At 63.6% G+C, this 14,564-nt stretch carries 15 protein-coding genes; 9 read left to right on the forward strand and 6 right to left on the reverse strand.

Annotated features, from left to right (window positions below; all coding sequences use genetic code 11):
- Positions 1-10: 10 nt before the first annotated feature.
- On the forward strand, positions 11-478 hold the full coding sequence (locus GJ698_RS21505) for a hypothetical protein (RefSeq protein WP_166454922.1): 468 nt from the start codon (positions 11-13) through the stop codon (positions 476-478).
- Here the strand turns inward: GJ698_RS21505 and GJ698_RS21510 are convergent, their stop codons facing one another.
- Genes GJ698_RS21510 through GJ698_RS21520 form a run of 3 tightly spaced genes read right to left on the reverse strand, consistent with a single transcriptional unit; the run spans position 479 to position 4,578 of the window.
- Positions 479-2,602 carry a TonB-dependent receptor plug domain-containing protein gene (locus GJ698_RS21510; protein WP_154359910.1) on the reverse strand — a complete coding sequence of 708 codons (2,124 nt, stop codon included), beginning with the start codon at positions 2,600-2,602 and terminating at the stop codon, positions 479-481.
- A 3-nt stretch (positions 2,603-2,605) separates the two neighbouring features.
- A complete protein-coding gene (locus tag GJ698_RS21515) occupies positions 2,606-4,198 on the reverse strand; it encodes a M23/M56 family metallopeptidase (protein ID WP_154359911.1) in 1,593 nt (530 codons plus the stop codon).
- Positions 4,198-4,578, reverse strand: a complete 381-nt coding sequence (locus tag GJ698_RS21520) for a BlaI/MecI/CopY family transcriptional regulator (RefSeq protein ID WP_208023861.1) — start codon at positions 4,576-4,578, stop codon at positions 4,198-4,200. Before GJ698_RS21520 ends, GJ698_RS21515 begins: the two co-directional genes overlap by 1 nt.
- A 295-nt stretch (positions 4,579-4,873) precedes the next feature.
- Here GJ698_RS21520 and trhA point away from each other — a divergent pair, with 295 nt between their 5' ends.
- From trhA to GJ698_RS21555, 8 genes are all read left to right on the forward strand, one after another.
- Positions 4,874-5,491, forward strand: a complete 618-nt coding sequence (gene trhA, locus GJ698_RS21525) for a PAQR family membrane homeostasis protein TrhA (protein ID WP_154359913.1) — start codon at positions 4,874-4,876, stop codon at positions 5,489-5,491.
- Positions 5,492-5,504: 13 nt separating this feature from the next.
- Entirely contained in the window at positions 5,505-6,386 is an 882-nt protein-coding gene (locus GJ698_RS21530) for a LysR substrate-binding domain-containing protein (RefSeq protein WP_371865406.1), read from the forward strand.
- A gap of 167 nt (positions 6,387-6,553) precedes the next feature.
- A complete protein-coding gene (locus tag GJ698_RS30530) occupies positions 6,554-6,712 on the forward strand; it encodes a hypothetical protein (RefSeq protein ID WP_166454923.1) in 159 nt (52 codons plus the stop codon).
- Between the two features lie 140 nt (positions 6,713-6,852).
- Positions 6,853-7,233, forward strand: coding sequence for a LiaF transmembrane domain-containing protein (locus GJ698_RS21535; RefSeq protein ID WP_154359915.1), 381 nt, complete (start codon positions 6,853-6,855; stop codon positions 7,231-7,233).
- Positions 7,230-7,943, forward strand: a complete 714-nt coding sequence (locus GJ698_RS21540; protein ID WP_229260109.1) for a LiaI-LiaF-like domain-containing protein — start codon at positions 7,230-7,232, stop codon at positions 7,941-7,943. The genes GJ698_RS21535 and GJ698_RS21540 overlap by 4 nt, the downstream gene beginning before the upstream one ends.
- Positions 7,943-9,022, forward strand: a complete 1,080-nt coding sequence (locus GJ698_RS21545) for a sensor histidine kinase (protein WP_154359916.1) — start codon at positions 7,943-7,945, stop codon at positions 9,020-9,022. Before GJ698_RS21540 ends, GJ698_RS21545 begins: the two co-directional genes overlap by 1 nt.
- A gap of 4 nt (positions 9,023-9,026) precedes the next feature.
- Positions 9,027-9,758, forward strand: coding sequence for a LytR/AlgR family response regulator transcription factor (locus tag GJ698_RS21550; protein ID WP_154359917.1), 732 nt, complete (start codon positions 9,027-9,029; stop codon positions 9,756-9,758).
- Between the two features lie 30 nt (positions 9,759-9,788).
- A complete protein-coding gene (locus GJ698_RS21555) occupies positions 9,789-9,983 on the forward strand; it encodes a hypothetical protein (protein ID WP_154359918.1) in 195 nt (64 codons plus the stop codon).
- A 25-nt stretch (positions 9,984-10,008) separates the two neighbouring features.
- Here GJ698_RS21555 and GJ698_RS21560 read toward each other — a convergent pair whose 3' ends face one another.
- The 3 genes from GJ698_RS21560 to GJ698_RS21570 are packed head-to-tail and all read right to left on the reverse strand — an operon-like array spanning position 10,009 to position 14,503.
- Positions 10,009-10,467: a nuclear transport factor 2 family protein gene (locus GJ698_RS21560; RefSeq protein ID WP_154359919.1), complete on the reverse strand. Its 459-nt coding sequence runs from the start codon at positions 10,465-10,467 to the stop codon at positions 10,009-10,011.
- A gap of 50 nt (positions 10,468-10,517) precedes the next feature.
- A complete protein-coding gene (locus GJ698_RS21565; protein WP_154359920.1) occupies positions 10,518-12,866 on the reverse strand; it encodes an ATP-dependent DNA helicase in 2,349 nt (782 codons plus the stop codon).
- Positions 12,863-14,503 (reverse strand): VRR-NUC domain-containing protein, encoded by a 1,641-nt coding sequence (locus GJ698_RS21570; protein ID WP_154359921.1) that lies wholly within the window; start codon positions 14,501-14,503, stop codon positions 12,863-12,865. Before GJ698_RS21570 ends, GJ698_RS21565 begins: the two co-directional genes overlap by 4 nt.
- Positions 14,504-14,564: the final 61 nt, after the last annotated feature.

Consider the following 14,564-nt stretch of genomic DNA (forward strand, 5'->3'; position numbering starts at 1 on the left):
TCCCAGTACCATGCAGCGTTTATATGGTTTATACGATTCATGCGTCATAACCCGCAACCATACCACAGCAAAGTTTGATCTATTCGATATTGCACAGTCGTTTGGCTTGACGCGCCACAGTGCGAGGATAATCATTAACCTTATGGACGCCGCCAATACATCTACGGAAGACCTGCTGCGAATCTTGCTGGTTCGCACGGCTGTCATGCAAGCTAACAACGAAGCAATATTAGGGGAGCTGAAAGCTTTGCGGGAAGGGCAGACCGTGTTGCAGGAAGCGGTAGCCGCTTTGCAAATTGATGTTGCCGGCATTAAAGGTACAATGGCGCATTTTGCTACGCAAGCTGATGTCGAGAAGGTTCGGACCGAACTCTACAAGGCAATGGAAGCCCAAACATGGCGCTTGCTGGTCTGGATGACGGCGGTATGTTCCGGGCTTACCGCCGCCGTGTATTACATCGCCCGCAACGTCCACTGATTACAACTGGTGCTCCAGCATGATGCGCAGGGTGGCCTGGGTTGGCGTCAGGCGCAGGCGGCGCATGGTGCCGGTGTTGTCGGTGTAGCTGTAGGTTTCACTCGCCTGCTGGTGCAGCAGATTGGTGGCGGAGAAGCGCAACTGCGTCTTCGCGTTCCACTTCCACAAGGCGTACAGGTCCAGTTCCCGTTTCGGACTGGTGCCGGTCAGCACCTGCACGGACTGGCGCGCCGGGCCGGCGGCCTGGTAGTTCAGGCTGCCGCCGACGGTCAGCTGGGACCAGCGAAAGTCCGCGCCAACGTTGGCGGTGGCCGGCGTTTGCGATTCCAGACGATTGTCCGGCCCCGGCACATTGTCCACGCGCGACCAGTTGCGCGCCACGTTGGCGCGCACGTCCAGCGCCTTGGTCAGCGCCATCTTGGCTTCCAGCTCGATGCCATGGGCACTGGCGTTGCCGTCGTTGAACGGCGCTTCCACCCACACGCCATCCTGCTGGAACAGCCGTGATTGCGTCACGTCGCGGATGCGGCGCAGGTAGGTGCTGACGCTGACCAGCGCACCGCCGCCCAGGTAGTGCTCATACGCCGCGTCCAGTCCCCACGCCAGCTCCGGCCGCAGGTTCGGATTGCCCTGTTCATCCGGGTTGGTCGGATTGTTGTTGTTATCGTTCGTATAGCGGCGCGGCACCAGCTTCACCAGCTCCGGCGCCTTGTAGGTGCGGCTGACAGCCACGCGCACCACATCCTTGCTGGCCAGTTCGTAGCGAGACTGCAGCGAAGGACTCCATACCGCCGACGACCTGTCCAGCGCATCCGGCGCATTCGCCGCCACCGCTCGGCTGGCGGTGTCCAGCCGCTCGTGGCGCAGGCCGAGATACAGCGAATAGCGCTTGGTGAGCTGCCACTCATCCTGCACAAACACTGCCAGGCGATTGACGTTGGCGGTGTAGTCCGCGTTGTTGGCGCCGGTCTGCACGCCGTCGCCGTTGAACAACGTCTCGTTGCGGTCCTCGCTGCGCACCGCGTGGCTGGCGTCCCAGCCCAGCGCAATCGCATGGTTGTCGCCGACCGGATGACGATAAGTGCCGGTGCTGGTGACGCTGTTCTCCACCGGCCCGGAATCGACGTGGTGTCGTCCCAGTGGCTTGCCATCCGCATCCATGCCGTGGAAGTCGAAGGTGCCGGTGCGGCGGTTGCTGCTGGCGCCCAGCTTCATTTCCAGCTTGTCGCCGTTAGACAGCGGGTGCGTCCAGTTCACATCGCTGCGCAGCATGACGAAGTTGGCGACGAAGTTGGCCGAGTTGTGCGGATACTCGCTATGCTCGCCCAGCAGCGCTGTCTCGTCGGCGCGCGCCAGGTTGTCGACGCGGCGGACGTAGGCGAAGCTTTGCCAACTGAGCGTGTCGCCGTCGGCCAGCTTCCAGTTCAGGCGCGGCGTCAGCGTCAGCGCGTCGGTGCGGCCGGATTCGGTTTGCAGCGTGTAGCGCAGCAGCGTGGCGACGCCTGCGGGATCGTGTTGTTCCTGCCATTCGGCGAACGGCTTCTCGCTGCGTTTGCGCGTCAGCGTGGCGGCGAGGCTGTAGGAATAAGCGTCGCTTTGATCCGACAGCTGCGCGCTCAAGGCCGGCGTGTTGACGCCATGCTGGCGCGCGACGCTGGCGCTGATCGCGCGCTGGCCGCGTGTCGCTGCTTTTTTCAGGATGATGTTGATGGCGCCGGCCACCGCCTGGTTGCTTGTCTCCGCCGTGGCGCTGCGCAGGATCTCGATGCGTTCGATGGTCTCGGGCGCGATGGCGTCCAACGAAAAGCCGGCGGGCACCGGCTCGCCGTTGAGCAGGATCTGCGTGTAGCCGTTGCCCAGGCCGCGCATCTGGATGGCGCCGCCTTGTCCCGGCGTGCCGGTGATGCTGACGCCGGGCAGGCGCTTGAGCACATCGGCCAGCGTCTGGTCGCCCTGGCGAATGATGTCCGCGTGGTTGATGACGATGGCGGTGGTGGTCTCGCGCTGTCGGTGGTCGGCGCGCGAACCGCTGATCTGGACCTGTTGCGGCTCCGGCGTTTCAGCCGCGCAGGCGCAAGCGGAGACCGCCAGCAGCAGGCTGCCGGTGATGCGTGGTACGGACATGGTTTATCCCTTCGAGGGTAGTTGCTGGCGGCGGACCTTGAGGGCGCGCGGTGTGGCGTAGGCGTCCAGGTTGGTGAGCATGGTGGCCGGGTCAATGAGTAGGCCGTTCTGCCGCACTTCGAGGTGCAGGTGCGGGCCGGTGGCGAAGCCGCTCTGGCCGACGGCGCCGATCAGTTGGCCGGCTTGCACGTGCTGCCCTGGTTGGACGCTGACGCTGTTCAGGTGTGCGTACAGCGAGCGTTGCGCGCCATGGTCGATGATGACGGCATTGCCGTAGCGGCCGTCGTTTTCGGCCAGCGGGCCGGCGGAGATGATGGTGCCGCTGGCGGTGGCGTGGACTGGCGTGCCTTTGGCGGCGGCGAAGTCGATGCCTTTGTGCGGCGTCGGCAGAATGTTGCGAGTGACGCCGAAAAAGCCGGTGACGCGGACTTTGTCGAGCGGTGCGCGCCAGGTTTCGGCGATTGGCGTCGCTGTGGCAGTTGGTGCGACTGGTGCTGGCACGCTAAAGGCCAATGCTGGTTGCAGCAGTGCGCCGATGGCCAGGATGGCTGACAATGCGGCGGCGGTGATCCATGCGGCGGCGGTGCTAAGTGCCGGCAGGCTGTCCCTCTGCATCTGGCGGATGCGCGCGGTGATGGTGGCGCCGTTGAAGGCCGCCACGCCGGTTGGGGTCATCGAGGTCCATTGCTGGAGCAGGGAGGCGGCGTATTGCTTGCGCTGATGTTGCGGACGGCCGGCGAGGACGTGCTGGTCGCAGCTGAGTTCCAGCGCCCATTCCATTTGTCGGGCCATCCAGCGCAGGGTGGGATTGAACCAGAAGATCGTCTGCAGGGTGGCGGCGATGCCGAGGCAGAGTGGATCGCGGACGCGCCAGTGGTGCAGTTCGTGGGCGATGATCATTTGCTGCTGCGTGGTGCTGAGCGCGCCCAGATGGGCGGGCAGCAGCAGGTACGGGCGGCGGATGCCGATCAGCATGGGCGAGACGGCTGCGTCGGTGCGCAGGACGGTCAGTTTGTGCCGGGCGATTTCGCGTAGCTGGCTGGCGGTGAATGCGTTGTGGGCGTGCAGTTCGGCGGGTGTCAGGCGTTGGGCGGAGGCCAGCAGGCCGCGCCACAGGCGATGTGTGCACAGTTGCCTGGTGACGGCACGGGCCAGGCCGGCGGCGTAAAACAGCAGCCAGAGAGCGGCGAGGACCGGCAGTGCGCCGCCGGCGGAATCGGCGTGGCCAGTGGCCTGTGGCGCGACGGCCGGCGCGGCGTTGGCGGGGGGCACGGCGCGTGCGGCGGCGATCTCGTTCGCGCGGGGAACGGCGACCGCGTCGGCTGCATCGGCCTCCGTGCTGGCCGTAGCAATGGCGGCGGCGGGGCCGAGGTCAATTTGTGGTGTGAGGTTTATCTGGGCGCGATGCGGCAGGAAGGGCAGGGCGGCGGTGGCGGCGACTACGCATTGCGCTGCAAGCCATACCGCCCGGCGCGTCCGCAAGGCCGGCCACAGGCGCGCGGCGCCGTTCAGCAGCAGCCACGCGGCGATGCCGGCGGCCACACAGCCAACGCAGGCCAGCAGCCACTGGAGCGCCAACAGGTAAGCGCCCGCCATTATTCGCCGTCTGCCGGCCAGTCTTGCAGCATCTGCTCCAGCTGCGTCAACTCCTGCTGGTCAACCAGTTTGCTGCCGGTGAACATGGCCACGGGCAGCGGCGCGTCCATCTCCATCACGCGGCGGCCGAAGTCGTGCGCGAAGGCGGCCAGGGTGCCGACTTTCTCCAGCCGCGCGCTGTAGACATTGATGCCGTGCACCGCCTGCATGCCGATCATCTGCTTCTCCAGCATCCGGTCCAGCGTCTTGCGGGTGGACGAAAACGACCAGCCCAGTTCGTCGGCCGCGGCATCGTGGATTTCGCGCGCGCTCAACGGTTGCTGCTTCCACAGCACTTTCAGCAACGTCAGCTCGCTGACGGAAGGAATCGTGACAGACATATCTACTCCTATGCGACTAATGGGATGATTATGCGACATATGTCGCAATGCCGTCAACCCATGATGCATATCAAATTAAGATATATCATTTTGTAACATTGCTTTGAATAAATTCTAAATATGTTACGATGAATTTTTTGCTAATTAGCAAGAAAGCACGGTCGTGCGCGGCGACACCAAAGGTAGCGCGACGCGGGTAGCGGCTTGAAACCGGCGGCGAGAAGCTGCATAGCGCTATACAATGCCTGTGGCCGCAGCTATCCCAGCCGCAGCCACCTGTGCATTGGAACCACATATGTATTACGGAGAGCGCTTCAACAGCATCACGCACACCGTCGGCGCTGCGCTGGCCGCCATCGGCGGCACACTGCTGATCGTCCAGGCCGCCCGCAGCGGCGACGCCTGGAAGGTCGTCAGTTGCAGCATCTACGCCGCCACCTTGCTGGCGCTGTACCTGACGTCGACGCTGTACCACAGCCTGCGCGGCCGCGCCAAGGACGTACTGCGGCAGATGGACTATTGCGCCATCTACCTGCTGATCGCCGGCAGCTACACGCCGTTCACGCTGGTCAGCCTGCGCGGCGCGTGGGGCTGGTCGCTGTTCGGCGTGGTGTGGGGGCTGGCGCTGATCGGCATCGTGCAGGAGCTACTGTTCGCCAAAGGCGCGCGCGTGCTTTCGCTATTGATCTACGTGGCGATGGGCTGGGTGGGCGTGATCGGCGCCAGTCCGCTGATCGATGCGCTGGGCTGGAACGGTTTTATGTGGCTGGCGGTAGGTGGCCTGGTGTACACCGTGGGCATCGCCTTCTTTGTCACCGACCACAAATGGCGCTACGGGCACGGCGTCTGGCATTTGTTTGTACTGGGCGGCAGCGCATGCCACTTCGGCGCTGTCATGCTCTATGTGGCGTAAGGATGGAACACCCGTGGAAATCAATTCGGACGATTTAAAAACCTTCATCACCGTCATCGACAGCGGCACCTTGAGCGCGGCGTCGGTGCATCTCGGGCAGACCACGTCCGGCGTCAGCCGCGCGTTGTCGCGGCTGGAGGACAAGCTGGCCACCTCGCTGCTGACGCGCACCACGCGCCGCATGGAGCTGACCGAAGAAGGCCACCTGTTCCTGGAAAAGGCCCGCGCCATCCTCGGCGCGATGGAGGAGGCCGAAGAAACCATCCGCATCCGCCGCCAGAAGCCGGCCGGCCGCCTGTGCATCGACGCCGCCTCGCCGTTCATGCTGCATTGCGTGGTGCCGCACATGGCCGAATTCCGCGCCATGTATCCGGACATCCGCCTGGAGTTGAGCAGCAACGACCAGATCGCCGACCTGATCGAGCACCGTACCGACATCGCCATCCGCATCGGCGCGCTGAATGATTCGACGCTGCACGCGCGCGCCCTCACTTCCAGTCCGCTGTACGTGCTGGCCAGCCCGGAATACCTGGCGCGCCACGGCACGCCGCAAACGCCGGAAGATCTGGCGCAGCACTCGCTGCTAGGCTTTGTGCAGTATGAACTGGGCAACCAGTGGCCGTTGCGTCACGCCAGCGGCAACAGCCTGCCGGTGACGCCGTCGCTGTCGGCGTCCAGCGGCGAAACGCTGCGCCAGCTGGCGCTGGCGGGCCAGGGCATCGTCTGCCTGGCGGACTTCATGACCCGCGACGACATCGCGGCCGGCCGCCTGGTCAAGGTGCTGGAAGCCGACTACACCGGCTATCGTCAGCAGATCCACGCGGTCTACTACCGCAACACGCTGCTGGCGCAGCGCATCAGCTGCTTCCTGGAGTTTTTGCAGCAAAAACTCTGAGCAGTAGTAGTGTGCGGGCCCGTACAGAGCGAAATCGGGCGCGTGGCTACACTGGCCTTGCGTGCCTGGAGCGCATCTCCCAAGGATGAGCAGCTCGGCAGCAGGTAAGCCGGTAGCCTCAAGTACCGGCACCAGATCAACGATGTTGCCGCCGCATGGAGGTCATCATGACGCAGACTACTCACCCTTCGAAGCACGTGGTACGTGCCTATCTTGAGCGCCGTTCGCACGAGGTGAAACCGCCGCCAACGCCGGAAGAAATCCGCCGCCAGCTCGGCTGGGGCCTGATGGCCTTCGAACAAAAAGTCGGCAACGGCCGCAACTGACCGTCCCCAAAACGCACCCGGCCGACGGCGTGCGTTTTTTTTCGCCGTTCACCGGCGCTTTTCCGCCGTTCGCCGAATAGCGGTTTCCCCGCCAGCCGTTCCCCGGTATTGTTCCATTCATACCGACTTGGGGGACTAACATGAACGTAGAAACTGCTTACCGCTGGCGCAAACAGCTGGTCTGGGGCCTGGCACTGATTATCGCCGGGACCGTCATCCTGCTGGCGCAATTCGACATCCTGGACATCGACCTGAACCCGGCGCACTTCTGGCGCTGGTGGCCCTGGCTGGTCGTGGTCAGCGGCATCACCAAGATCATCCCGCCAACCACCTCGCGCCACTTCACCGAAGGCTGGTGGGAGATCTTCTTCGCCGGCTGGTGGTACGTCTCCTTCAACCACATCTGGGGCCTGGGCTTCGGCCAGACCTGGCCGGCGCTGCTGGTGGCCTGGGGCGTGGGCATGATGCTGCGCCCACTGCTGGATAATATCTTCCCACCATCGGTCAAGGAGCAAGCATGAAAAGCCGTCGCCGCGAGCGCAATCCCGCCACGCAGATGATCATCGGCCTGTTCGTCATCGGCGTCGGCATGATGTTCCTGCTCGATAACCTGGGCTGGCTGGACTTCGATTTCCGCATCCACGTCTTCCCGACCATCCTGATCGTGGCCGGCATCCTCAAAGTGCTGCAGACCCGCACCCAGTCCGGCGTCGTGGTGGGCGGCATGCTGATACTGGCGGGCTGTCTGTTCATGCTGAAGGAAATGGGCTGGCTGGACATCGACTGGCGCACCTTGTGGCCGGTGTTCATGATCATTGCCGGCGTGGCGGTGGTATTCAAATCCAGCCGGCGCGCCGAGGCCTCGTCCACCGCCATCTTCTCGGACAACCACAAGGACAGCGACGATACGCTGATCAACGCCACCGCCATCATGGGCAGCTTCAAGCGCCGCATCACCACGCCGGAATTCCGGGGCGGCGAGATCACCGCCATCATGGGCGGCTGCGACCTGGACCTGCGCCAGTCGTCGATCAACGGCGAGGCTGTGCTGAATGTCTACGCGCTGTTCGGCGGCATCACCATCAAGGTGCCGGTCGACTGGACCGTGGTGCTGGACGGTACGCCGATCATGGGCGGCTTTGAAGAGAAGACCGTGCCGCCCACCAGCACCGGCAAGCAGCTGATCGTGCGCGGCTACGTGATCATGGGCGGACTGGAAGTGCGTAACTGATGCTGGAGATTTCCTCCACCCGGCGCGGCTTGGTCATCTACCTGCTGGTGTGGCTGTTCCTCGGCTGCGCGCTTGGCGGCGTGATCTCCGTGGCCAGCGACACGCCGCTGGCCAACGCCATGCTGTTCGCCATTCCGCTGAACCTGGTGTACGCCTTCGCGGCGGGCTATTCGGCCTACTACCTGTGCCGCGCCTATCCGCTCGGCGGACACCGGCCGGGGCAGATCGCGCTGGTACTGACGTTTGCGGCGGTGGTGTCGGGCTTTCTGTGGCTGGTGATCGGCAATCTGTGGAACGGGCTTTGCCTGCTGCTCGGGACACGCTGGAGCGGCATCGAGATTACGCCGCACCTGTCGATGCTGATTGTTGCACTGGGCGTGCTGCTGTATGGCTTTGCGGCGGCGCTGCATTATCTGGTGATCGAGTTCGTGCGCGCCAAGAACGCCGAGCAGCGCGAGCTGGAATCGCTGCTGATGGCGCAGGAGGCCGAGCTACGCATGCTGCGCACGCAGATCGATCCGCACTTTCTGTTCAACAGCCTGAATTCGATCAGTGCGCTGACGTCGCAAGATCCCAAGGCGGCGCGGCGCATGACGCTGGAGCTGGCCAGCTTCTTCCGTCAGAGCCTGGGGATGGAAGCGCACAAGAAAGTCACGCTGGGCGAGGAGATGATTTTAATCCGCCACTTCCTGGCGATCGAGCAGGTGCGCTTCGGCGAACGCTTGCGGGTGGAGGAAGTGATGGGGGAAGGCGCGGCCGAATGCCTGGTGCCGCCGATGATCATCCAGCCGCTGGTGGAGAACGCCGTCAAGCACGGCATCTGCAATATGCCGGAAGGCGGCACGGTGCGCATCACCGCGCGGCGCGCCGGATCGATACTGCATATCGGCGTCGCCAATCCGGTGGACGAGGATATGGCGTCGATCCGCAGCGAAGGCCACGGCATCGGCTTGACCAATGTGCGCCAGCGCCTGTCGGGCGCCTACAAACACGAAGCCGGCATCCATTGGGGCCGGAAGGACAACAGCTTTGGCGTGGACATCACAATGCCCGCGCAAACGAGCGAAGAAGGGGAGTAGGGCAATGCGTATCATCATTGTGGACGACGAAATGCTGGCGCGCGGCGTGGTGCGCGAATATCTGTCCGAGCATGCGGACGTGGAGATCGTGGCTGAATGTGCCAACGGCTTCGAGGCGGTGAAAGCGATTACCGAGCTGTCGCCGGACCTGGTGTTCCTGGATATCCAGATGCCGAAGCTGGACGGCTTCGAGGTGGCGGAACTGGCGGGCAGCAAGACGCGCTACATCTTCGCCACGGCGTTCGACCAGTATGCGATCAAGGCGTTTGAATTCCATGCGCTGGATTATCTGCTGAAGCCTTTCAGTCAGCAGCGTTTCGACCAGGCGCTGGCGCATGCGCGCGCCAATCTCGGCGCCGGCGATGGCGCGGTCGAGAAGATGGTGCGCGAAGCCACCGGCCGCAACAAGCCGCTGGGCCGCGTGCTGATACGCGATGGCGCCAAGGTCCACGTCATCAATGCCGACAAGATCGAACATGTCGAGGCGCAGGACGATTATGTGCAGATCCGTTCGGAAGGCAAGTCGTATCTGAAGAACCAGCGCATGTCGGAGCTGGAGGAACAGCTGGATGGCGAGCAGTTCCTGCGCATTCACCGTTCGTACATCGTCAACATCGCGTTTGTGGACCGCATCGAGCAGGCCACCAAGGACAGTTATGCGGCAGTCCTCAAGGATGGCAGCAAACTGCCCATCAGTCGTACCGGCTATCAGAAAATCAAGACCGTGATGCAGTAACGCTGCATCGCTTACCAAAGGAGAAAAAAGATGGATTGGCTTACCACGGTGTCCCCGATATTAATTCCGATTGTTGCGCTGCTGATTCCGATAGTCGGCATCATTGCCGGCGCGGTGCTGAAGGTACAGAAGCTCCAGCTTCTGCACGAGACCATCCGCGCCCTGAGCGCGAATGGGCAGCAGATTCCGCAGGAACTCCTGGATAAAATTCTTGATAAAAAATGATGGCCGGAGCGGCCGGCCAAATTAATTATTTGTTGGAGCGGTGCCCGTAACTGAGCGCGCGGGTGACTTGCCACACGCCGTCACGCAGCCGCCAGATGATGGTGAATTCGGCGATGCCTTCGCACTTGTTGCTGCTGAAGTGACAGAAGATGTGCGAGCCGGTGGCGATGGCGCCAAAGTCCTTCACCGGCACCACCTTCAAGCTGCCCGGCACCAGCTCGCGGCGATAATTGCCGCAGACGTTGTTGCGGGTGTTGGCAATCATGGCGTCGCGCGTCCAGGTGACGCCGCCGTTATCGTGATAGAACTCGATATTGGTGTCGAAGTAGCTGGCGTACTTGTCCAGCTGCCCTGGCTTGTCGCACTGGTTGAAGGCATTGAACATGTCCGTGTCCAGCTGTGCAATCGTGGCGGTGAGGGCGGCGTCGTCGGCCGCGTGCGCCATGCTAGTCAAGGCAAATAACAAGATTCCCAGCTTTTTCATGATCGGCTCCGTGTCGTTGCGATAAACGCAATCTTATCGCACGCCGCTGCTCAGGCGTCGGCGTTTTCCGATGAACCGTTGATTGCGAGGGGCGAATGGCGTTCTACGCGCCACCAACTGGGCATCAGTTCCTGGATTTCCGGCCGGCCGAAGCGGTCGTCGATCAGGTAGACGGTGCCGCGATCGGATTGCGTGCGGATCACGCGGCCGGCGGCCTGCACCACTTTCTGCATGCCGGGATAGGTGTAGGTGTAGTCGTAGCCGGCGCCGAAGATGGTTTCCATGCGCGCCCGTATCTGCTCGTTGACCGGATTAATCTGCGGCAGGCCGAGCGTGGCGACAAACGCGCCGATCAGCCGCGCGCCCGGCAAGTCGACGCCTTCGCCGAACGAGCCGCCCAGCACGGCGAAGCCGATGCCTTCGCTGTCGAGCGTGAAGCGTTCCAGGAACTGCGCGCGCTCCGCCTCGTCCATGCGGCGCGACTGGCGCCACACCGGCACGTCAGGATGCAGCTCGCTGAACTGGTTGGCGGCTTTTTCCATGTAATCGAAGCTGCTGAAGAAGGCCAGGTAGTTGCCACGCTGTTGCGCGTACTGCTTGCCCATCAGCTCCGCGATGGGCCGCAGCGATTGCTGGCGATGGGCGTAGCGCGTCGAGATGTGCGCCGCCACTTGCACCGACAGCTGTTCCGCCACGAACGGCGATTCCACGTCCACCCAGGCGGTAGTCTCCGGCATGCCGAGCATGTCGCCGAAATAATTCCATGGACTGAGCGTGGCCGAGAACAGCGCCGTGGTATGCGTGCTTTCAAAGCGCGGCTTCAGGTACGGCGCCGGCACGATGTTGCGGATGCAGAGCACCGAGTTGCTGTTGCTGGCGCGCGCACCGGCGGCCTTTTCGATATCGAACAGCGCATGGTCGCCGAAGCTTTCGGCCAGCCGCGCAAACATCAGCGCATTGAAGTAGAAGCTTTGCAGGTCCGGCTCCACGTAGCCCGGATGGTCGGCCATGTAGTCGGAGATGGCGGTGGACGCCGTTTGCAAGGCGCCCATGAATTTGTCCGGCAGCTCGGCGTAGGACTGGTACTCGGTCGCCTGGTCTTTCTCCAGCTGGTTCCATTGCTTGTGCACGCGGTCCAGCGGTTTTTTCAACTCGTCGGGGACGATCTTGCGCAGCAGGCGCAGGCTGTCGTGCTCCATGTCGGCCGAATACATCTTGCGCGCGCGGGACACCATATTGTGCGCTTCGTCCACCAGCACGTTGACCTTCCAGTCGTTGAGCTGCGTCAGGCTGTGCAGCATGGCGCTGATGTCGAAGTAGTAGTTGTAGTCGCCGATGACGATGTCGCTCCAGCGCGCCATCTCGCTGCTCAAATAATACGGACAGACGTTGTGGGCGAGGGCGATGGCGCGCAGCGTATCGCGGTCCAGCGCCGGCGGCGCGCTGCCGTTCGCGGACGGCGCCATGATCGCCAGCGCCGATTCGCGCGCGGCCGGCAGGCGGTCGTAAAAGCCCTTGGCCAGCGGGCAGGAATCGCCGTGGCAGGCCTTGTCCGGATTGACGCAGGCGGTGCTCTTGGCGGCCAGCTCCAGCGTGCGCAAGGGCAGCAGTGGCGCGCCTTCGCGGATCAGGTCCACTGCATCGAGCGCCATCTGCCGGCCCGAGGTTTTCGCGGCCAGGAAGAAGATCTTGTCGACGCCATGTTCGGCGCTGGCCTTCAGCATCGGGAACAGGCTGCCGACGGTTTTGCCGATGCCGGTCGGCGCTTGCGCCAGCAGGCACACCTTGCGGTTGCTGGCGCGGTACATGGCTTCGGCGAGCTGGCGCTGGCCGGGACGGAAATCGGCGTAGGGGAAGCGCATCGCCTTCAGCTGCTGGTCGCGTTCCGCGCGGTGCGCCATTTCCTGCTCTGCCCATTGCAGGAACAGGCCGCACTGCTGTTCGAAGTAGGCTTGCAGGCCGGCGGCGCTGTGGTCCTCGTGCAGCACGGTTTCCTTCTGGCTGCCGATGTCGAAATACACCAGCGCCAGGCGCACCTTGTCGAGTCCCTGGTCCTGGCACAGCAGGTGGCCGTAGATTTTTACCTGCGCCCAGTGCAGCGCGCGCTGGTTGTCCGGCATCTTTTTCAGGTCGCCGCGATAGGTCTTGATTTCCTCCAGGCGGTTGGCGCGGATGTCGTAGCCGTCGGCGCGGCCGCGCACGTGCAGCGGGCCGAAGTCGCCGGACAGCGCAATCTCGGTCTGGTAGTCGTCGTCGCGGCGCGCCGTCACCACGCCATGGCCGGCGATGCCTTCCTGCGCGGTGGGCGAGGGCGTGAAGCGCAGATCGAGGTCGCCGGCCTTGGCGGTGAACTCGCACAGCGCGCGCACGGCGACGGTGTAGCGGGCCGGCTGCGTCATGCCGCCCACTGCAGGTAGCAGACCGAGATCGGCATCTGGTGCGCGGCGCAGTATTCGATCCAGCGCAGCTGGTTGTCCTGCAGGCGGTCGCCCGGGCCCTTGACTTCGATCATGTTGTAGCGGCGCTCGGCCGGCCAGAACTGGATCAGGTCCGGGAAGCCGCTGCGGTTGGACTTGATGTCCAGCAGGATGCGCTCGAAGGCGCGCTTCAGGTGCTGCGCGGGGATGCAGTCCAGCGCCAGGTCCAGCAGCTCCTCGTCGATCGCCTCCCAGAACACGAACGGCGACTGGATGCCGTACTTGAAGGCGAAGTTGGCGCGGATGGTGGCGCGGTACTGCTCATCGTCCAGCTGCGACAGCGCGGCGTTGAACTGCTGCGCGCGGCGGCGCTGGAAATCGGCGCTGTGCAGGTCGGCCGGGCCGCGATGGTAGGGATGGAAGAAGGCGCCGGGTATCGGCGAGAACACCGCCTCCCAGCACAGCAGGCCGAACAGCGAATTCATCAGCGAATTCTCGACGTAGTAGACCGGCGCGTCCTCCTTGCTCAGGTGGTCGCGCACGACGAATTCCACGTAGCTGGCTTCCTCCGGCGGCGGCAGGCTGAGGTCGATGCGCCGGGCCTGCGCCAGCGTCACCGGCGGCGGCTTGGCGTGGCCCAGCTTGCGCGCCAGGCGCGGCGCCATGCGCAGCAGCTGCTGGCGTTCGGCTTCGCTCTCCGGCGCCTGCAGCGCGGTTTGCAGCAGGTCGAAGGCTTCACGCGGCTGCTCGTTCTTTTCCAGCACGCGGATGGCGCGGGCGCGGGCGCCGGGATAATCGCAATCCGCATACATCGCGTGCGCGGCGGGCCAGTCGCGCAGCTTTTCCACGTGCTGGGCGATGGCGAACAGCAGCTTGTTGCGGCGGCTGCGCAGCCATTCGTTGTCCGCCGCGCAGGGCGGCAGGTCGCGGATCACGGCGGCCGGTTCCTCGCCTTCGGCAAAGCGTTCGTGACACTGGTGGATGGCGAGGAAGTCGTCGATGTCGCGGCGGCTGCGGAAACCGCGCGCGGCCGGCGAGAACTCCACCTTTTCGTACTGGTAGATGCCAAGGTCGGACAGCACGAAGTCGGTCCAATCCTGGTGGTAGTTGCCGAAGAAGATAAGGCGCAGGCGGTCGCACAGTTGCTGCGTCAGGTTGCGGTAGACGTGGTCGCCGGAGTTGGCGTACCAGCCGGAGAAGCGGTGTGCGCTGTCGTATTCTTCGCGCAGCGCTTCCAGCTGATCGGCCTTGCGCAGGTGCTTGACGTGCGCGCCCAGCTGGAACACTTTGACGATTTCCGGCTTTTGCAGCAGGTCGAACAGCTCGTCCAGGCCCAGCGACGGATCTTCCTCGATCAGGCCGAGTTCGGCCAGCGGCCGGGCCGCTTCGTGGGTGCTGCCGATTTCGGCGTAGACCAGTTTGCTGGCGCGGAAAATCGTCCCCTTGCGCATCACCATGCGCACGAACAGCGCGCGCGAGGCTTGCGGCAGGGCAGGGAAGGCGGCGAGGAACTGGCGTTCGTCGCCGGTCAGCAGATCGTCGTAGCGTTCGCCGATCCAGGTCAATACCTGGTGAAAATTCTCCAGGTAGTAGAACGGATTTTCCAGAACTTTGATCATTGCAGCGAGGAGGAACGAAGGCGATAGACTGTATTTATGTACAGTGTATCCCGTTCCTCCC

Source organism: Duganella aquatilis, from assembly GCF_009674565.1.
Classification (GTDB): domain Bacteria; phylum Pseudomonadota; class Gammaproteobacteria; order Burkholderiales; family Burkholderiaceae_D; genus Rugamonas; species Rugamonas aquatilis.